The following is a 17,262-nucleotide window of genomic DNA, read 5'->3' as shown; positions in this document are numbered from 1 at the left end:
AATGACGCGGATGCAAACAAAACCTTTCCGGATCGGTACGCGAGGCAGCCCGCTGGCGCTCGCCCAGGCCTACGAAACACGCGCCCGGCTCATGGCCGCGCATGGCCTGCCGGAAGAGATGTTCGAGATCGTCGTGCTGTCAACGACCGGCGACCGGATCAACGACCGGCCGCTGACGGAGTTCGGCGGCAAAGGCCTCTTCACTCAGGAACTGGAGGAGCAACTTCTTTCCGGCGATCTCGATTTCGCGGTGCATTCCTCCAAGGACATGCCAACCAAACTGCCCGACGATCTGCGGCTCGCCGCCTATCTGCCGCGGGAGGATTTCCGCGACGCCTTCATCGGCCGAACCGCATCAACTTTGACCGCATTGCCCGACGGCGCCACGGTGGGATCATCATCCCTCCGCCGCCAGGCGCTGATCCGTCGCATCCGGCCGGACATCGATGTCATCACCTTCCGCGGCCTCGTCGACACGCGCTTGCGTAAGCTGAGCGAGGGGCAGGTCGATGCAACCCTTCTCGCCTATGCCGGCCTGAAACGCCTTGCCAAGGAAGGCGTCGTCACCGAACTGCTGGACCCCGCCGACTTTCCCCCTGCCCCGGCGCAAGGCGCGATCTGCGTCGAAAGCCGCATCGGCGATGCCCGCATGGATACTCTGCTGGAAGCGATCAACGATCGGGCGACCTACGACGCGGTCTCCTGCGAACGCGCATTCCTTGCAGCCCTGGACGGATCCTGTCGCACGCCGATTGCCGGTTATGCGGTCTGCGAGGGAGATCACATGAAATTCTCCGGCCTGATCCTGACGCCGGACGGCGGGAAGGAGCACTCGATCGAGGTGGAAGGTCAACGCGAGCACGCCGAGACGCTGGGCCGCAAGGCGGGTGAAGCGGTGCGCGTGGCCGCAGGCACCGATTTCTTCGAAGGCTGGAGCTGAGCCTGTGCGGGTCGTCGTCACCCGCCCGGAAAACTCTGCCCGCCGGACAGCCGAACGGCTGCGGAGCCTCGGCCATGAGCCGGTTCTTCTGCCGCTCACGAAAGCACGGCACCGCGCGGACTTGGCGGAAGATGCCTTCGATAAACCACATGCAGCGCTTGCCGCGACCAGTGCCGAAGCCGTTCGGGTCCTTTCGGCCCTGGCCTATCGCCTTAACCCCTATCTCGAAGAAACGCTCTATGTCGTGGGCGATGCCACCGCCAGGGCGGCGGGAGAAGCGGGCTTCCAAAACATCTGTGTTGGTCCTGGCACCGGAGCCGAACTCGCCGAACTGATTGCAAGCCACGCGCCGGAGTTCACCGCTCCTCTCCTCTATCTGGCTGGAAAACCGCGCTCGTCGAAGTTCGAGGAGGGATTGCACGCGAGGAAGGTGCCTTTTGTGACGGCGGAAATCTACGAAATGTCACCTATAGCTTCTGATGAGGACACTATCCGGCATGCATTGCTCGATCCGCCGGCCGACGCAGTGCTTCTTTATTCCCGTGAGAATGCGCGCCTCTTCTTTGATTTCGCAGTGCCGCACGCTGCGGCTCTGGCAGCCATGCGGATGCTCTGCCTCAGCGATAACGTCGCCGGGGTCGTGCCCTATGAATTTCATGGAAACATCAAGATCGCTGATCACCCTGACGAAGACGGGCTTCTTGCCCTTCTTTAGTCGCGGCCCGCGGCAAAATCCCGCCCGCCCCTTTCCTTCCACTCACCCACCGACTAATTTCCTGTGAGCGCATGCAAAAAGAGGTCGAGATGGTATCGGAAAAACCACCCCGCCGGTCGAAGGCAGAAAAAGAACCGGTCACGATCGATCTGACGGCCGAGGAATCGGATGTAGTCGCGGAGCCGGTCCGCAGTAACGATACCGACGAACCGGTGACGCCCGCTGAACAGGTCGCGGAAGCTTCGGAAACACCGGTGGAGCCCCAGGAAGCAAAGGGCGACATTACGGACGAACCCGTCGCGCCGCCCTCCGCCACCGAGGGTTCCCCGATCGTCGAGGATGACGAAATTCCGGAAGAGCCGAAATCCGCAACCGTAGCCCCGGAACCGGAACCGGCGCCTGCACCGCATCCCCACACCAGCCCCGCCACATCGACCCTCGTCGCGGCCGGAATTTTCGGCGGCATCGTGGCACTCGCCCTTGCCGGCAGCATGCAATATGCCGGCTATCTGCCAGCGGAAACACGTGCGCCGGCCGTCGACATGACCCCCGTCTCGTCGGAACTTGCAGAACTGCGGCAGGAAGTTGCGGCACTTCGCGACAGGCCGGCCTCGCCGGCTGCGGATACGGCGCTTGCCGATCGCGTCGCGGCCCTTGAAGCTTCGGCAAATGCTCCAGTCGGCGGCGTGTCCGAACAGGCGCTTGCCGCGATGAAGACGGATGTCGACACACTGCGCTCGGCAATCGAATCGACGGCAAGCAACGGACTGGCTGTCGAAGACCGGGTCAAGGAAATTGAAACCCGGCTCAATGACCGTGGCCCGGAACAACAAATTGCACGCGCCATTGCCGCCGCGGCTTTGAAGGCGGCCATCGATCGCGGCGGGTCGTTCGAGACCGAACTCCAGACCTTTGCGAGCGTTGCCGGCGATGATCCTGCGGTTGCCGATCTCCAGAAATTTGCCGCGGGCGGAGTACCCTCCCGCGCCGACCTGCAGCGCGAGTTTCCACGCATGGCCGATGCCATGCTGGAAGCCGTCGTCCAGCCGGACCCGAACCAGGGCATCGTCGACCGGCTTCTGTCATCGGCGATATCCGTGGTCAAGGTGCGGCGCGTCGGAGATGTCCAGGGAGATACACCGGAGGCGATTGTCGCCCGCCTGGAAGAAGGACTGCGCAACGGCAACCTCCAGGCCTCCGCCCGCGAATGGGACGCGCTGCCGGAGCCGGCAAAGGTGGTCTCGCGCGATTTCAAGCAGAAGCTCGATGCTCGCATTCAGGTGGAAAATCTCGTGGGCGGAACGTTGACGCGCGCCGTCGCCGGCACTCAAGGCTGAGGCCCTAGATGATCAGACTTCTCATTTTCCTCGTTGTCGTGCTGGCCCTTGGCTGGGGTTTCTCCTGGCTTGCCGATCGCCCGGGTCTCATCTCCATCACCTGGCAGGACCACCTGATCGAGACGAGCATCATGGTTGCCGCCACCATGGTCGTCGCGCTTGTCGCAGCCGCGATGATTCTCTGGTGGATCGTCGGCGTCATCTGGACCTCGCCCTATTCCGTCCGCCGCTATTTCCGCGCCCGCAAGCGCGACCGCGGCTATCAGGCGCTTTCGACGGGACTGATCGCCGCCGGCGCGGGCAATGCGTTGCTAGCCCGCAAGATGAGTGTCCGCACCCGCGGCCTTCTGCGCGCCGACCAGGAGCCACTGATCCACCTCCTCGAAGCCCAGACCGCCCTCATCGAGGGCAAGCATGACGAGGCGCGCCAGAAATTCGAGCAGATGGCCGAGGATCCGGAGACCCGCGAACTCGGCCTGCGCGGCCTTTACATGGAAGCCCGCAGGTTGGGAGCCAACGAGGCCGCACGGCAATATGCCGAAAAGGCCGTGGAACACGCTCCCTACCTGCCCTGGGCGGCGCAGGCAACGCTGGAATCCCGCAGCCAGGCCGGCCGGTGGGAGGATGCGATCCGCCTGCTGGATCAGCAACGCGCGGCAAGCGTCATCGACAAGAACCAGGCCGACCGCTGGAAGGCCGTGCTGCTGACCGCCAAGGCCGACGACCGGCTGGAGGGCGACCCGAAAGGCGCCCGCGACGACGCCATGGCGGCCCTGAAGCTTGCCAAGGATCTCGTGCCGGCCGCCGTTATCGCCGCCAAGGCCTGGCTGCGCGAGGATAATGTCCGCAAGGCTGCCACTGTTCTCGAAGGCGTCTGGAAGCTCGGGCCGCATCCGGACATTGCCCGCGCCTATGTCCGCGCCCGCAGCGGCGACAGCACGACTGATCGCCTGAAGCGTGCCGAGAAGTTGGAAGCACTCCGCCCGAACAATGTCGAGTCCCTTCTGGCCGTGGCCCAGGCCGCGCTCGACGCGCATGAATTCCGGAAGGCGCGCGCCAAGGCAGAGGCTGCCGCTCGCATGGACTCCCGCGAGGCCGCCTATCTGCTGCTGGCCGATATCGAGGAGGCGGAGACCGGAGATCAGGGACGTGTTCGCCACTGGATGGCGCAGGCGCTGCGGGCGCCGCGGGATCCCGCCTGGGTCACGGATGGCTTCGTCTCGGAAAAGTGGCTGCCGCTTTCGCCGGTGACCGGCCGGCTCGATGCATTCGAATGGAAGGCGCCGTTCGGCCAGCTCGAAGGACCGATCGAGGAAGGATCACTCGCCGCTGAGGAAGCCATAGCCAGCCTGCCTCCTGTTTCCGCAATCAGGCCGGAAACAGGAGTGGAACAGCCGTCCAAGCCGATCATCGTACCGGTTTCCCCTTCCTCGGAACCTGCAAAGTCCCCGCAGACAGAAATCGCTGTTGCAGCAAAAACACCAGCTCCCGGGAATGTGACCTCAAAGGCTGGAAAATCGCCGGAAAGTGAGGAGGAGCCGGTTCCCTTTTTCGGCCGTCCGCCAGATGATCCGGGTGTGAAAGATCCTGATGCCGCGCAGCCTCCGACAAGGCTCCGGCTCTTTTAGAAAGCGAGGGCCTGAATATAGATGTTGGACCGCATTCAGGCCTTTCTCCACACTCTCACATCACCGCACCACTCACAGGAATTCGCGCCGGACGATCCTCGGGTCGCTTTCGTCGCGCTCTGCTTCCAGGTCATGGAAGCCGATGGCAACGTCTCGGAGGAGGAGCAGCAGAAGTTCCGCAACCTGCTGCGCGAGCGCTACGACCTCAGCGAGGAACGACTGAAGGCGCTGATCGAGATTGGTCATCAGGCCGGCAGCGAGGCGGTTGACTATTATCGTTTTACTTCCGATCTTAGACGATATCTCGTCGACGAGAACGATCGTGTCGAGCTCCTCGGCATTCTTTGGGATATCGTCTATGCGGACGGTCAGCGAAGCGAGATCGAAGATCACGTGATCTGGAGGATCGCCGATCTTCTGGGCGTCTCGGCGCGGGACAGGGTTCTGCAGCGCCAGCAGGCGGCGATGCGCGCAACGGGAGGAGATCAGGGAGGAGACTGAGGGTATACAAGATGCTGATGCTTCCTTCCCGTCGTACCGGAAAGCTCCCCGTGCTGATCGTGCTGCACCAGGAGCGCTCCTCCTCAGGCCGCGTGGGCCAGATGCTGATCGACAAGGGTTTTCCGCTCGATATCCGTCGCCCCGTCCTGGGCGATCCCCTGCCCGAAACCATGGCAGGCCATTCCGGTGCCGTGATCTTCGGCGGGCCGATGAGTGCCAACGATCCTGACCCTTTCGTGAAAACCGAAATCAACTGGATCGGCGTGCCGCTCAAGGAAAACAAGCCTTATCTTGGTATCTGTCTCGGCGCTCAGATGATGATCCGGCACCTCGGTGGCAGCGTCGGGCCGGACAAGGACGGTCTCACCGAAATCGGCTGGTATCCCTTGCGCCCGACGGAGCACGGTCGCCTGCTGACGCACTGGCCTCAAATGGTCTACCATTTCCACCGCGAAGGTTTCGACGTTCCGCACGGCGTCCAGCTTTTGGCCGAAGGTGATGCCTATCCGAACCAGGCGATCCGCTACGGCGAGAACGCCTGGGGCCTGCAGTTCCATGCGGAACTGACGCGCGCCATGATGCAGCGCTGGGTCGTGCATGGAGAACATCGCTTCATCATGCCGAACGCCCAGCAGGGCCGCGAGCATCTCGAGGGCCGGATGATCTTCGACGCGCCGTTGAAGGAATGGCTCTGGAACTTCCTCGATATCGTCTTCGATCGTCCGGCTGCATCGGAGGGAAAGAGCAAGCCGGTGCGCCAGCCGGCCCTGCAGACCGGCTGAATCCTATCGCATCGGTGCTTCCAGGCTGTCGATCTTGCGGAGTCTCGGGAAACTGAGCGACCAGATGATCGCAACCGCAAGCGTGCCGACGCCGCCGATGACCACAGCCGGCACGGCGCCGAAGATCGAGGCCATGGTGCCCGCGCGGAATTCCCCGAGCTCGTTCGACGCCCCGACGAAAACCATGTTGACGGCATTGACGCGGCCTCGGACCTCGTCAGGCGTCCAAAGCGCGATCAGGGTCTCGCGAACATAGACCGAGATCATGTCGGACGCCCCCATCAGCATGAGCGCCGAGATGGAAAGCCAGGGCGTTACCGACAGGCCAAACATCAGAGTGCCGACGCCGAAAAGCCCGACGCCGATGAACATGGCAAGGCCCGCCTTATGACGGATCGGATGGAAGGCGAGATATATTGCCACCACGATCGCTCCAACTCCCGGAGCTGCCCGCAGCATGCCGAGACCCCAGGGGCCGAGTTCCAGGATATCGCGCGCGAAGATTGGCATCAGCGCCACCGCGCCGCCGAGCAGGACCGCGAAGAGATCGAGCGAGATCGCACCGAGCACGATTTTTTCGCTGGAAATGAAGCGGAAGCCGGCAAGAATCTCCTCCCAGCTCACCTTGTTGGCGGCACGCCTCTGTGCCGGTTTCGGTATCAGGAAAACGAAAAGGCCTGCCAGCACCAGGAAGGCCAAGGCAACGGTGTAGGCCGCGACTGCACTGGCGCCGTAAAGCAGGCCGCCAACCACGGGGCCGAGGATCGCTGCCGTCTGCCAGGAAGAGGAGTTCCAGGCAACCGCATTCGGCAGATCCTCTTCCGGCACGAGATTCGGCCCGAGCGATTGCACCGCCGGCCCCATGAAGGCGCGTTCGATGCCGAAAACGATCAGAATCGCGAAAACCAGCCAGGGTGTAAAAGTGTGCGTGACGGTCAGCGCCAACAAAGCGCCGGCGCAGAGCGCTCCGACCACCATGCAGATGGCGACGATGGCGCGGCGATTATAGCGATCGGCCACCGAGCCGGTGACAAGGATCAGGAGCAAGGACGGCAGGAACTGGAAAAGCCCGATCAGGCCGAGATAGAGCGCATTGCGCGTCTCGTCGTACATTTGCCATCCAACCGCGACGCTGACGATCTGGATCGAAAAGGCGGAAAGAAAGCGGGCGAAGAAAAACCGCGTATAGGATGAATGCCGGAAGGCGGCGAACCGATCGCCCGAGGCGGAAATCGACATTTAATAGCACTTTCAGCGGAGCCGGAAAGCAGTATCGTCCCCGTCCCCCGTTAAACATGATTTGGATGAGGCCCAAGTGCGGCACTTGCCCGTTAGTTCGCCAATGTCTACATGTCTGTCAATAACGAAATGGAGACGTGAATGCTCGCCCTGTTTCAGACCATCGATTTGGCCTTGAACCTTTACACTTGGGTGCTGATCGCCAGCGCCATCTTCTCGTGGCTCTATGCCTTCAATGTCATCAATTCACGAAACCAGTTCGTGGACGCGATCGGCCGCTTCCTCTACAACGTGACCGAGCCGGCGCTCCGCCCGATCCGCCGCTTCATGCCCGATCTCGGCGGCATCGATATTTCCCCGGTGATCCTGCTCCTGATCATCTTCTTCATCCGTTCGCTGATGTGGACGTCGATCTATCCGCTGCTCGCGTGAACAATACCTCCTGCAGCAGGCATCCCGATCACCTGAGGCTTGCAATCCGGCTGATGCCGAATGCAAATCGCAATGTTGTCGAAGGCGTTGAGATCGCGGCCGACGGTGAGGCTTTCCTGAAGGCGCGCGTCACGGCGGTTCCCGAGGACGGCAAGGCCAACAAGGCGCTGATCCTGTTGATCGCCGACACGTTCCGGCTTCCCAAATCCTCCATTTCGATCATTTCCGGCGAGACTGCGCGCAAAAAAATCCTCCGGATCGACGGAGACCCGGAGGATCTGGAAGAGAAATTCAGGAAGTTTCTATAAGCCTGACAGCTTACTTCTTCTGCGCATTGAAACGATCGACGGCCTCGAGGATCAGCTTCTTCGCGACGCCGACATCCTGCCAGCCGCCGATCTTCACCCACTTGCCGGGCTCGAGATCCTTGTAGTGCTCGAAAAAGTGCTCGATCTGCTTCAGCGTGATTTCCGGCAGATCCGAATAGTTGGCTATCTTGTCATAGCGGCGTGTCAGCTTCGGCACCGGCACGGCGAGAATCTTCTCGTCCTTGCCGCCATCGTCTTCCATCACCATGACACCGATCGGCCGGACGTTGATGACGCAGCCCGGAACCAGCGGGCGGGTATTGCAGATGAGGACGTCGATCGGATCGCCGTCTTCCGACAGCGTGTGCGGCACGAAGCCGTAGTTACCCGGATAGGTCATCGGCGTGTAGAGGAAACGGTCGACAATAAGCGCACCGGCTTCCTTGTCCATCTCGTATTTGATCGGATGGCCGCCTACCGGCACCTCGACAATGACGTTGACGTCGTCTGGCGGATTCTTGCCAACGGAAATCGCATCGATACGCATTCTTTTCCTCGGGTCAGGTTCGACAAAGGTATCCGTCGATAGCGGGAATCATGCTGCAAAGCAACAAGGCTTTGGGAGGATTGTTAACTCCCGGCACCAGCTATAAAATTAGAAATCACTAAAATTAAGAAAGTGGCAGTAGTGCGGCTGATCAGGGCCAGACGAAGCCGATCTTGCGAAGCTGCGTGCCGTCGAAATCCTCCATGCCTTCAGCGACATCCGCTCCGCCATGCCGGCGGAAGAAACTCGCCGCATGCTCGCTGTCTTCGAGGCACCAGACCACGAGGCCTTCGCAGCCAAGCGATCTCAGCAACCGCCGGCTCTCGCCAAACAGGCGTCTCCCAAGCCCGATCCCCTGGAATTCGGGCCGCAGGTAGATTTCGTAAACCTCGCCGTCATAGGGCAGGGCGCGTGCCCGGTTCAGCCCGATTGTCGCATAACCGGCAATGGCACCGGCGACATCAAGGACTAGCAGCGTTGCGGGACCACGTGTAGCCTTGCGCCACCAGGCTTCGCCCCGGCGCTCCAGCATCTGCGTCAGCGGCTTGTAAGGAATGAGCCCGGCATAAGCCTGAGTCCATGCCTCACGGTGCGCCTCCGAGATGGCTCTTGCGTCTTCCGGTTCCGCCCGGCGGACATCGATCGACAACGTTTTCATAACGCTACTTTAAGCCCTGTCGTGGTCCATCCGCCATTTCACCATTGGGTGTAGGGCGATTTGCCCACAGACCTTTCATGTGGACGACAAGAAGACGTTAACGTGTTTTTAACCTTTGTCACAAGTCTAGCCGCTGCGAAGACACAGAAAAAACCCCGGCATCGCTGCCGGGGCTCTGGAAGGTTCAAACAGCTATGAAATCAAGCGATCTTGGACTTTTCGTAGCGCTTGCGATCATTCGGATCGAGATACATCTTGCGCAGACGGATCGATTTCGGAGTCACTTCCATCAGCTCGTCGTCCTGGATCCAGGAGAGCGCGCGGTCGAGGGTCATGCGGATCGGCGGAGTGAGCTTCACCGCCTCGTCCTTGCCGGCGGCGCGGATGTTGGTGAGCTGCTTGCCCTTCAGCACGTTCACTTCCAGGTCGTTGTCGCGGCTGTGAATGCCGATGATCATGCCCTGGTAGACCTTTTCGCCCGGTTCGATGATCATCGGACCGCGATCTTCCAGATTGAACATGGCATAAGCCACGGCTTCACCGGAACCGTTCGACAGAAGCACGCCATTGACGCGGCCGCCGATCGGTCCCTTGTAAGGCTGATAATCATGGAACAAACGGTTCATGATCGCCGTGCCGCGCGTATCGGTCAGCAGTTCCGATTGGTAGCCGATCAGGCCGCGGGTGGGAGCATAGAAACGCAGGCGCAGACGGTTGCCGCCCGAAGGCCGCAGCTCGACCATCTCGGCCTTGCGCTCGGACATCTTCTGCACGACGACGCCCGAATGCTCCTCATCCACATCGATGACGACTTCTTCGATCGGCTCCATGAGGTTGCCGGATTCGTCCTTGTGCATGACGACGCGCGGACGCGATACGGCCAGTTCGAAACCCTCCCGACGCATGGTCTCGATCAGGACGGCAAGCTGCAATTCGCCGCGGCCGGAGACGAAGAACGAATCCTTGCCTTCGGCTTCCTCGATCTTCAGCGCCACATTGCCTTCCGCCTCCTTGAAAAGGCGGTCGCGGATGACGCGCGAGGTTACCTTGTCGCCTTCCGTGCCGGCGAGCGGTGAATCGTTGACGATGAAGGACATCGTTACGGTCGGCGGATCGATCGGCTGGGCCTTCATGGCTTCCGTGACCGAGGGGTCACAGAAAGTATCGGCCACGGTGCCTTTGGAGAGGCCGGCGATCGCAACGATGTCGCCTGCCTGTGCATCCTCGATCGGCTGACGCTCAATCCCGCGGAAGGCAAGAATCTTGGAAATGCGACCGGTTTCGATCAATTTGCCGTCCTGGCCGAGAACCTTGACGCTTTGGTTCGGCTTGATCGACCCGGAAGCGATGCGGCCGGTGATGATGCGACCGAGGAAGGGGTTGGCTTCAAGGATGGTACCGATCATCCGGAACGGACCTTCTTCGACCGTCGGCCCCGGAACATGCTTCAGAACCAGGTCCAGCAGCGGCGCGAGACCTTCGTCCTTCGGGCCTTCCGGATTGTAGTTCATCCAGCCGTCACGACCGGAACCGTACAGGATCGGGAAATCGAGCTGCTCGTCGGTCGCATCGAGATTGGCGAACAGGTCGAAAACCTCGTTGATGACTTCTTCATGGCGGCCGTCCGGGCGGTCGATCTTGTTGATCGCGACAATCGGGCGAAGGCCGACCTTCAGCGCCTTGCCGACCACGAACTTGGTCTGCGGCATAGGGCCTTCGGACGCATCGACGAGGACGATCGCTCCATCCACCATCGAGAGGATACGCTCGACCTCACCGCCGAAGTCGGCGTGGCCGGGCGTGTCGACGATATTGATACGGACACCCTTCCATTCAACCGAAGTTGCCTTGGCGAGAATGGTGATGCCGCGTTCCTTTTCCAGATCGTTCGAATCCATAACGCGTTCGGCGACGCGCTGGTTTTCACGGAACGAGCCGGACTGTTTCAGAAGTTCGTCAACCAGGGTCGTTTTCCCATGGTCAACGTGCGCGATGATCGCGATGTTGCGAAGTGCCATATTCAAGATCTCTGAGGCTGCGGCGCGATGAACGGGAGGACGCGCCAAATTTCGTTGGCGGGCTCATATCCTTTTTTTCGCATTCGCGAAAGGGGATGCGGTTACAATTGCAATTAAGGGCGGCGAACACGGTTACTCCGCCACGAGGCCGCTGCGCCTCAGGAGCGTCAGCAGAAGAAGCGGCAGAAGGGTGGTGATCAGGATGGCAATGAAGGCCATGGCCATCCCGAGCCCGATCGAACCCTGCTCGAATTGCCGCCAGATGAAGGTCGCAATCGTCTGCATGCCGACCGGGGCGACGACAACAGAGGCGACCAGTTCGCGCGAGGCGAGCGCAAAGACGAGCAGCATGGCGGAAGCGAGGCTCGGGAAGACGAGCGGCAGAAGGATGCGGCGGAAGGCCGTAAAACTGCTCGCGCCGAAGACGCGCGCCGCCGCCTCCAGATTATCGCCGATCTGCTGGAATGCCGCCGTCGTATAGCGCACCGGCTGTGGCAACAGGATGCAGCAATAAGCGAGCAGCAGGATGAAGGCGGTGTTGTAGGGCGTCGCCGGCAGCCAGGGCATGTTCCAGGCGAGGATCAGGCCCACAGCCACAACGATGCCCGGCAGGGCATTCGGCAGGATGGTCATGATATCGATGGTCATACGGCCCGGAATCTTCGTCTTCACCACCGTATAGGCGGCCATCACGCCGATAAGGCCGGTGATCAACGCCGTGCCGATGCCAAGCGAGAAGCTGTTGGCGAGAGCCACCAGCGCACCGGCGCTGTTGCTGAAGACGGATTCGAAGTTGTCGAAACTGATATTGTCTAGCGCCAGTCCGCCGGAAATGGTCCGTGACAGCGCCGTTGACAGGATTGCGAGAAGCGGCACGCCCGTCGCCAGGAACGCCACGACGGCAAATGCGATCATGACGGGGATTTTCAGCGCCCCAAGCGGGCGCTTGTCCTTCGCCGTCGGCTTGCCGCCGACCGTCTGATACGAGCGCCGCGCGAGAATCCAACGCTGCGCCAGGAACGTCACCAGCGACATGGCGACAAGCAGGATCGACAGGAGTGCCGCGCCCGGTAAATCGATCGGCCAATCGGTGATCCTGAGATCGATGCCCGTCACGAGCACCTGGAAACCGGCGCGCCGACCAAGCGCCGCCGGCGTGCCGTATTCCTCGATGGCCGCGGCGAAAACGAGCATGAGACTCGCGGCGAGCCCGGGCGCCGAAAGCGGCAGCGTGATCCGCCAGAAAGCGCGAGCCGGCGTTGCGCCGAACACCCGGCCGACATCCGCATAGCGAGCTCCCACCGCCTCAACGGTGCGCGACACCGCGAAATAGACGACCGGAAACGTGTTGAACGTCATGACCAGCGTCATGCCGAACAGCGAGAAAAGGAAGGGCGCGAGATTGAAGCCTGCAAGCTGCTGCAGGTATCCCCGCGGCTGCAAGGTCATGATCCAGCCAAGCGTCGCAATATAAGGCGGGATCATGAAGGGCACGAGCAACAACACATCCCAGACCGGTGCCAAGGGGATGCGGTAGAGTGCCCGGAAAACCCCGAGAGGAACGGCAATCAGTGCCGAAGCAAGCACCACGCAACCACCGAGCAGCACGGTATTTGCGGCCATGCCGATCAGCGCACCGTCACCCAACGTCGCGATGAAGGAGGAGAAAGGGCCCGCGAACGAGCCCTGTCCGAGATAGGGGAAAATTCCCTGCAGCGCCACGGCAATGAAGGGAATGGCGACGATGACGATCAGTCCCGCGATTGCGAGCCAGGCAACCGGAGCCGCGCCGCCGATGCCGCCGTTCACCTTCATCCGACCGTTCCTTACTTGCCACCGTAGATCTTGGTGATTTCAGCCAGCGTTTCCTTGCGCTTGCCGTAGACGTCGGTGGTATCATACTTCAGCAGCTTCAGGTCGCTGATCAGCGGCCTGTCGGCGGGAATATCGGTGCGGGCCGGCATGAGCTTCGTGTCGGCAACCATCTTCTGCCCCTCGTCGGAGAGCATGTAGTCGATGAACTTCCTGGCCTCGTCCTGATGCTTGGACCAGTTGAGGACCATAGCCGGACGCGGCGCGATCACCGTGCCGGAAACCGGAAAGATCACATCGACACTCTCGCCTTTGGCCTTGGCGGCAAAAGTGATGTAGTCGACGGCACCGAAGACGGCGGCTTTGGCGCCCTGCAGGACGGGGTTCAGGGCTTCAGCATTGGCGCCGGCGATAATCGCGCCATTGGCCTTCAGGTCCTTGAAGAGTTTGAATTCGTCCTGGTTTGCGAGAGCCGCGTCGAGTTCGAAGGCGGAACCGGATTGAGCGGGGTCCGGAATGTTGACGAGATCCTTGTATTCCGACTTGGTAAGGTCCGCCCATTCGGACGGCTTCGGCGTACCGCTCTTGGTGTTCCAGGCGATACCGAGCGCCGAGATGCCCTGGGCAACGGCCGTGTCGGTCTTCAGGAAGTCTGGCACCTTCGCGGCGTTCGGGCTGGTATAGGCAAGCAGCCAGCCGCGCTTGGCGAAGTCGGTGGCCGTGTCCCAGGACGCGGAAATCAGAACGTCGACGACCGGGTTGGAAGCTTCCGCCTCGATACGCGCCATCACTTTGCCGGTCGTGGCCTGGAAGACGTTGACCTTGATGCCGGTCTCTTTGGTGAAGCCGGCCGACAGCTTGTCGATGAGGCTCTGCGGACCCGCGGTGTAGACTGTAATGTCGGCATGGGCGACGCCTGCCGTCAACGCCGTAGCGACGACGCCGAAAGTAATGCTCTTCAATAACTTAAGCATGTTCCAAATTCTCCTCTTTGGATGAATGAACTTTATTGCCGAACCAGCGGAGCTGGTCCGGATCGATCGAAAGGCCGATACCGTCTCCCGGCCTCAGCTTGACACGGCTCAACAGCTGCAATTCGACTTTAGCGAGCCCGGCGAGCGAAACGGTCGCGAGGTGTCCGTCGCCGCGAAATTGCGAACGCAACACGGTCGCCGCCAGACAGCCCGGCGCTATCTCTCCCGGCGTGATGGAGGCAACGGGGATCAGGACGCGAGAGGCCGCGCCGGCGCGGCCGGCATCCCGGATGCAATGCCACATCACTGCCTTTGAAGAACCAGAGCCCGTCCCGGTATTCGAGATCGGCAATGCCGCCGAGCCGCAGGAAGTCCGCCACTTCCGGCGATGCCGGCCGCTCGACCAGTTCATCCGGAGAGGCGAGCTGCTCGATCAGGCCACCGCGCATGACGGCAACATCGTCGGCAAGCGTCAACGCTTCGCTGTGGTCATGCGTGACATAGATGGCCGTCAATCCGAGAGTCGCGATCAGTTCGGCAAGCTCGCCGACCATGTTCTCTCGCAGTTCGCGATCGAGGTTTGAAAGAGGCTCATCGAAAAGAATGAGCTGCGGTTCGGCGACGATGGCGCGGGCAATCGCCACCCGCTGCTGCTGGCCGCCCGAAAGATCGCTTGGCCGGCGGTCGGCATAGGCGGCGAGGCCCACGCGTTCGAGTGCCCGCATCGTTCGGCTTTGTCGCTCCGCCCTGCCGATGCCACGCATTTCGAGCGGAAAAGAGACATTGCCGCCGACCGTCAGATGCGGCCAGAGCGCGTAATCCTGGAAGACCATGCCGAGATTGCGCTTCTCGGGCGGCGCGAAACTGCCGGTCGCGGCATCCGCGACGACCTGGCCGGCAATCGCGACAGAGCCCCTGGTTGGTGCCAGCAATCCGGCGACCAGCCGCAGCAAGGTCGTCTTGCCGCAACCGGAAGGGCCAAGCAGTGCCAGCGTTTTCCCTTTGGAAAGCGAAATGTCGATGCCTTTCAGCACCGGCGTCGCGCCATAATGCAATTCCAGCGCGGCCGTCGAGACGGCAGCATCGGTCGCTGAGAGATGAGACGTCATGGGGGCCGGCATCAATGAGGGCGATGCCGGTTGCATATTAAGGTTCCATGACAGTCATGTGACAGGTAGCCAGATACTCCAAAAGGCGCCGCCAACCCGTCATACCCGGCGCTGGAGCAATGATCCCCGAAAGGCCGCTCGGCTAGGCGTCGCTGCCGGTAAGTTCCTCGACCATGGCCAACCCTTTCTTCTTGAGCATGGCCTGCGGGTCGGGAAGCTTGCCGCGAAAAGCCTTGTAGGTCTCTTCCGGGTCGATCGATCCGCCGACGGAATAGATATTGTTCTTGAGCTTGCGGGCCATCACCGGATCAAAGGTGTTGCCGGTTTCCTCGAAAGCTGAGAAGGCATCCGCATCCAGCACTTCCGACCACATGTAGGAATAGTAGCCGGCCGAATATCCATCGCCGGAAAACACGTGCTGGAAATGCGGCGTCGCATGACGCATGACGATCGAGGCCGGCATGCCGATCCCATCAAGGACCTGCTTCTGCACCACCATCGGATCATCGGCGGGAGCGCCTGTATGGAAGGCCATGTCGACCAGCGCGGAGGAGGTGAATTCTACGGTCGCAAATCCGGCGTTGAAGGTGCGGGCCGCCAGCACCTTGTCCAGCAAGGCCTTCGGCATAGGCGCGCCGGTCTCGTAATGCACAGCGTATTTTTCGAGGATTTCCGGCACCGTCAGCCAATGCTCATAAAGCTGCGAGGGTAGTTCGACGAAATCGCGGGCGACGCCGGTGCCGGAAACCGACGGATAGGTGACGTCCGACAACATGCCGTGCAGCGCGTGGCCGAATTCGTGGAACAGCGTCTTGGCGTCATCAAGCGACAACAGGGCCGGCTTAACTTCGGCGGGTTTGGCGAAGTTGCAGACATTGTAGATGATCGGCAGCTCACCCTTCCTGCCGTTCTTCAGCGTCAGCTTGTGCTGCGACTGGAATGAACTCATCCAGGCGCCGGAACGCTTGGAGGAGCGTGCGAAATAATCGCCGAGGAACAGAGCCGTCAGCGAACCATCCTTGTCGTAGACTTCGAACACCCGCACGTCAGGGTGATAGGTGGCAACCCCCTTCACCTCGACCGCCTTGATGCCGAAAAGCCGCTCCGCGACGTCGAAACAGGCCTCGATCACCTTTTCGAGCTGCAGATAGGGCTTCAGCTCCGACTCGGAAAAATCGAACATCCGCTGGCGGAGCTTTTCCGCATAGTGGCGCCAGTCCCAGGGCATGACCTCATGGTTCTTGCCCTCCTCGGCGATCAGACCGCCAAGACTTGCCTCTTCCTCCAACGCCTTGGCGCGTGCCTTTTCCCAGACCTGGCGCAGAAGCGTATTCACCGCCTCCGGTGTCTTCGCCATCGTGTTGTCGAGCTTGAAGGCCGCGAAATTCTCATATCCGAGCAGCTTCGCCTTTTCTGCTCTCAGCGCCAGCGTCTCGCGCACGATGCTGAGATTGTTGGTCTCTCCGGGATTTTCTCCTCTTGCAACCCAGGCTTTGAAAGCCTGCTCGCGCAGGTCGCGGCGGGTGGAAAAGGTCAGGAAGGGCTCGATAATCGACCGTGACAGCGTCACCAGATATCCGTCCTGCTCGCCCCGCTCCCGAGCTGCGGCCGCCATGGCATCACGCAGGAATCCCGGCAGGCCGTCGAGTTTGGCCTCGTCGGAAAGTTTCAGTGACCAGCTCTTTTCGTCGCCCAGCACATTCTGCCCGAAACGGGCGCCGAGGCCGGCAAGCTTTTCATTGATATCCGCAAGCCGCTCTTGCTCGACCTTCGGCAGCTTCGCGCCGGCACGGACGAAACCCTTCCAGTGCCGTTCGAGCACTCGCTCCTCCTCGACGGTCAAGCCCAGTTCCTTGCGGGTTTCCCAAAGCCTGTCGATGCGCGCGAAGAGCGCAGCATTCATTCCGATCTTCGAGTAGTGGCGGGACAATTTCGGCGCAATCTCGCGCTCCAGCGCCTGGATGGTCTCGTTCGTATGCGCCCCGGCCTTGCCCCAGAACAGCGCCGAAATGCGCGAAAGCTCGTCACCGGCAATCTCCAGTGCCACGACCGTATTCGCAAATGTCGCCTCTTCCGGGTTGTTGGCTATCGCGTCGATCTCCGCTTCGTGGCTGGCAAGTGCCGCATTGAAACCCGGCGAGAAATCCGCGTCCTTCACTTCGTCGAAACGCGGCAAGCCGTGATGACCATTCCATTCCACAAGGGCGGGGTTCAGCGGAAGATCGGAAGACATGAAATATCCCTCAAAAACGATGCGTCATC

15 protein-coding genes and 1 pseudogene are annotated in these 17,262 nt (G+C 61.2%); 8 read left to right on the top strand and 8 right to left on the bottom strand.

The window, feature by feature from the left end; genetic code table 11:
• Nucleotides 1–10 precede the first annotated feature (10 nt).
• From hemC to J2046_RS16440, 6 genes are all read left to right on the top strand, one after another.
• Nucleotides 11–940, top strand: coding sequence for a hydroxymethylbilane synthase (hemC, locus tag J2046_RS16465; RefSeq protein WP_210053579.1), 930 nt, complete (start codon nt 11–13; stop codon nt 938–940).
• 4 nt (nt 941–944) lie between these two features.
• Complete coding sequence (locus J2046_RS16460; protein WP_210053577.1) at nt 945–1,655, top strand: uroporphyrinogen-III synthase; 711 nt, start codon at nt 945–947, stop codon at nt 1,653–1,655.
• Between the two features lie 89 nt (nt 1,656–1,744).
• Nucleotides 1,745–2,992 carry a COG4223 family protein gene (locus J2046_RS16455; protein ID WP_210053575.1) on the top strand — a complete coding sequence of 416 codons (1,248 nt, stop codon included), beginning with the start codon at nt 1,745–1,747 and terminating at the stop codon, nt 2,990–2,992.
• A gap of 8 nt (nt 2,993–3,000) precedes the next feature.
• Nucleotides 3,001–4,620 carry a heme biosynthesis protein HemY gene (locus J2046_RS16450; RefSeq protein WP_210053572.1) on the top strand — a complete coding sequence of 540 codons (1,620 nt, stop codon included), beginning with the start codon at nt 3,001–3,003 and terminating at the stop codon, nt 4,618–4,620.
• A gap of 21 nt (nt 4,621–4,641) precedes the next feature.
• Nucleotides 4,642–5,121 carry a tellurite resistance TerB family protein gene (locus J2046_RS16445; RefSeq protein ID WP_037156756.1) on the top strand — a complete coding sequence of 160 codons (480 nt, stop codon included), beginning with the start codon at nt 4,642–4,644 and terminating at the stop codon, nt 5,119–5,121.
• Nucleotides 5,122–5,138: 17 nt separating this feature from the next.
• Complete coding sequence (locus tag J2046_RS16440) at nt 5,139–5,903, top strand: glutamine amidotransferase (protein WP_411828512.1); 765 nt, start codon at nt 5,139–5,141, stop codon at nt 5,901–5,903.
• A 3-nt stretch (nt 5,904–5,906) separates the two neighbouring features.
• Here J2046_RS16440 and J2046_RS16435 read toward each other — a convergent pair whose 3' ends face one another.
• Entirely contained in the window at nt 5,907–7,142 is a 1,236-nt protein-coding gene (locus tag J2046_RS16435; protein ID WP_210053568.1) for an MFS transporter, read from the bottom strand.
• Nucleotides 7,143–7,283: 141 nt separating this feature from the next.
• Between J2046_RS16435 and J2046_RS16430 the strand changes: the two genes are divergently transcribed.
• Both J2046_RS16430 and J2046_RS16425 read left to right on the top strand, forming a co-directional pair.
• Nucleotides 7,284–7,574, top strand: a complete 291-nt coding sequence (locus J2046_RS16430) for a YggT family protein (RefSeq protein ID WP_210053567.1) — start codon at nt 7,284–7,286, stop codon at nt 7,572–7,574.
• A complete protein-coding gene (locus tag J2046_RS16425; protein WP_411828509.1) occupies nt 7,571–7,882 on the top strand; it encodes a DUF167 domain-containing protein in 312 nt (103 codons plus the stop codon). Before J2046_RS16430 ends, J2046_RS16425 begins: the two co-directional genes overlap by 4 nt.
• Nucleotides 7,883–7,892: 10 nt before the next feature.
• On the opposite strand, the gene ppa is transcribed toward J2046_RS16425, so the two are convergent.
• From ppa to J2046_RS16390, 7 genes and pseudogenes are all read right to left on the bottom strand, one after another.
• On the bottom strand, nt 7,893–8,429 hold the full coding sequence (ppa, locus tag J2046_RS16420) for an inorganic diphosphatase (protein ID WP_037156746.1): 537 nt from the start codon (nt 8,427–8,429) through the stop codon (nt 7,893–7,895).
• 151 nt (nt 8,430–8,580) lie between these two features.
• The gene (locus J2046_RS16415; protein WP_210053563.1) at nt 8,581–9,087 is read right to left on the bottom strand and encodes a GNAT family N-acetyltransferase; all 507 of its coding nucleotides are present in this window, start codon (nt 9,085–9,087) and stop codon (nt 8,581–8,583) included.
• A 200-nt stretch (nt 9,088–9,287) separates the two neighbouring features.
• Nucleotides 9,288–11,105, bottom strand: a complete 1,818-nt coding sequence (gene typA, locus J2046_RS16410) for a translational GTPase TypA (protein WP_210053560.1) — start codon at nt 11,103–11,105, stop codon at nt 9,288–9,290.
• Nucleotides 11,106–11,237: 132 nt separating this feature from the next.
• On the bottom strand, nt 11,238–12,920 hold the full coding sequence (locus J2046_RS16405; protein WP_210053558.1) for an ABC transporter permease: 1,683 nt from the start codon (nt 12,918–12,920) through the stop codon (nt 11,238–11,240).
• 11 nt (nt 12,921–12,931) lie between these two features.
• Nucleotides 12,932–13,891 carry an ABC transporter substrate-binding protein gene (locus J2046_RS16400; RefSeq protein ID WP_210053556.1) on the bottom strand — a complete coding sequence of 320 codons (960 nt, stop codon included), beginning with the start codon at nt 13,889–13,891 and terminating at the stop codon, nt 12,932–12,934.
• A pseudogene (locus J2046_RS16395) lies at nt 13,884–15,000 on the bottom strand (ABC transporter ATP-binding protein). Before J2046_RS16395 ends, J2046_RS16400 begins: the two are co-directional and overlap by 8 nt.
• Nucleotides 15,001–15,142: 142 nt before the next feature.
• Nucleotides 15,143–17,233, bottom strand: a complete 2,091-nt coding sequence (locus J2046_RS16390; RefSeq protein ID WP_210053554.1) for a M3 family metallopeptidase — start codon at nt 17,231–17,233, stop codon at nt 15,143–15,145.
• Nucleotides 17,234–17,262: the final 29 nt, after the last annotated feature.

The organism is Neorhizobium petrolearium, assembly GCF_017873175.1.
Classification (GTDB): Bacteria; Pseudomonadota; Alphaproteobacteria; order Rhizobiales; family Rhizobiaceae; genus Neorhizobium; species Neorhizobium petrolearium.
Note: the sequence above shows the minus strand (reverse complement) of the source record. Positions and strands in the feature narration are given on the sequence as shown.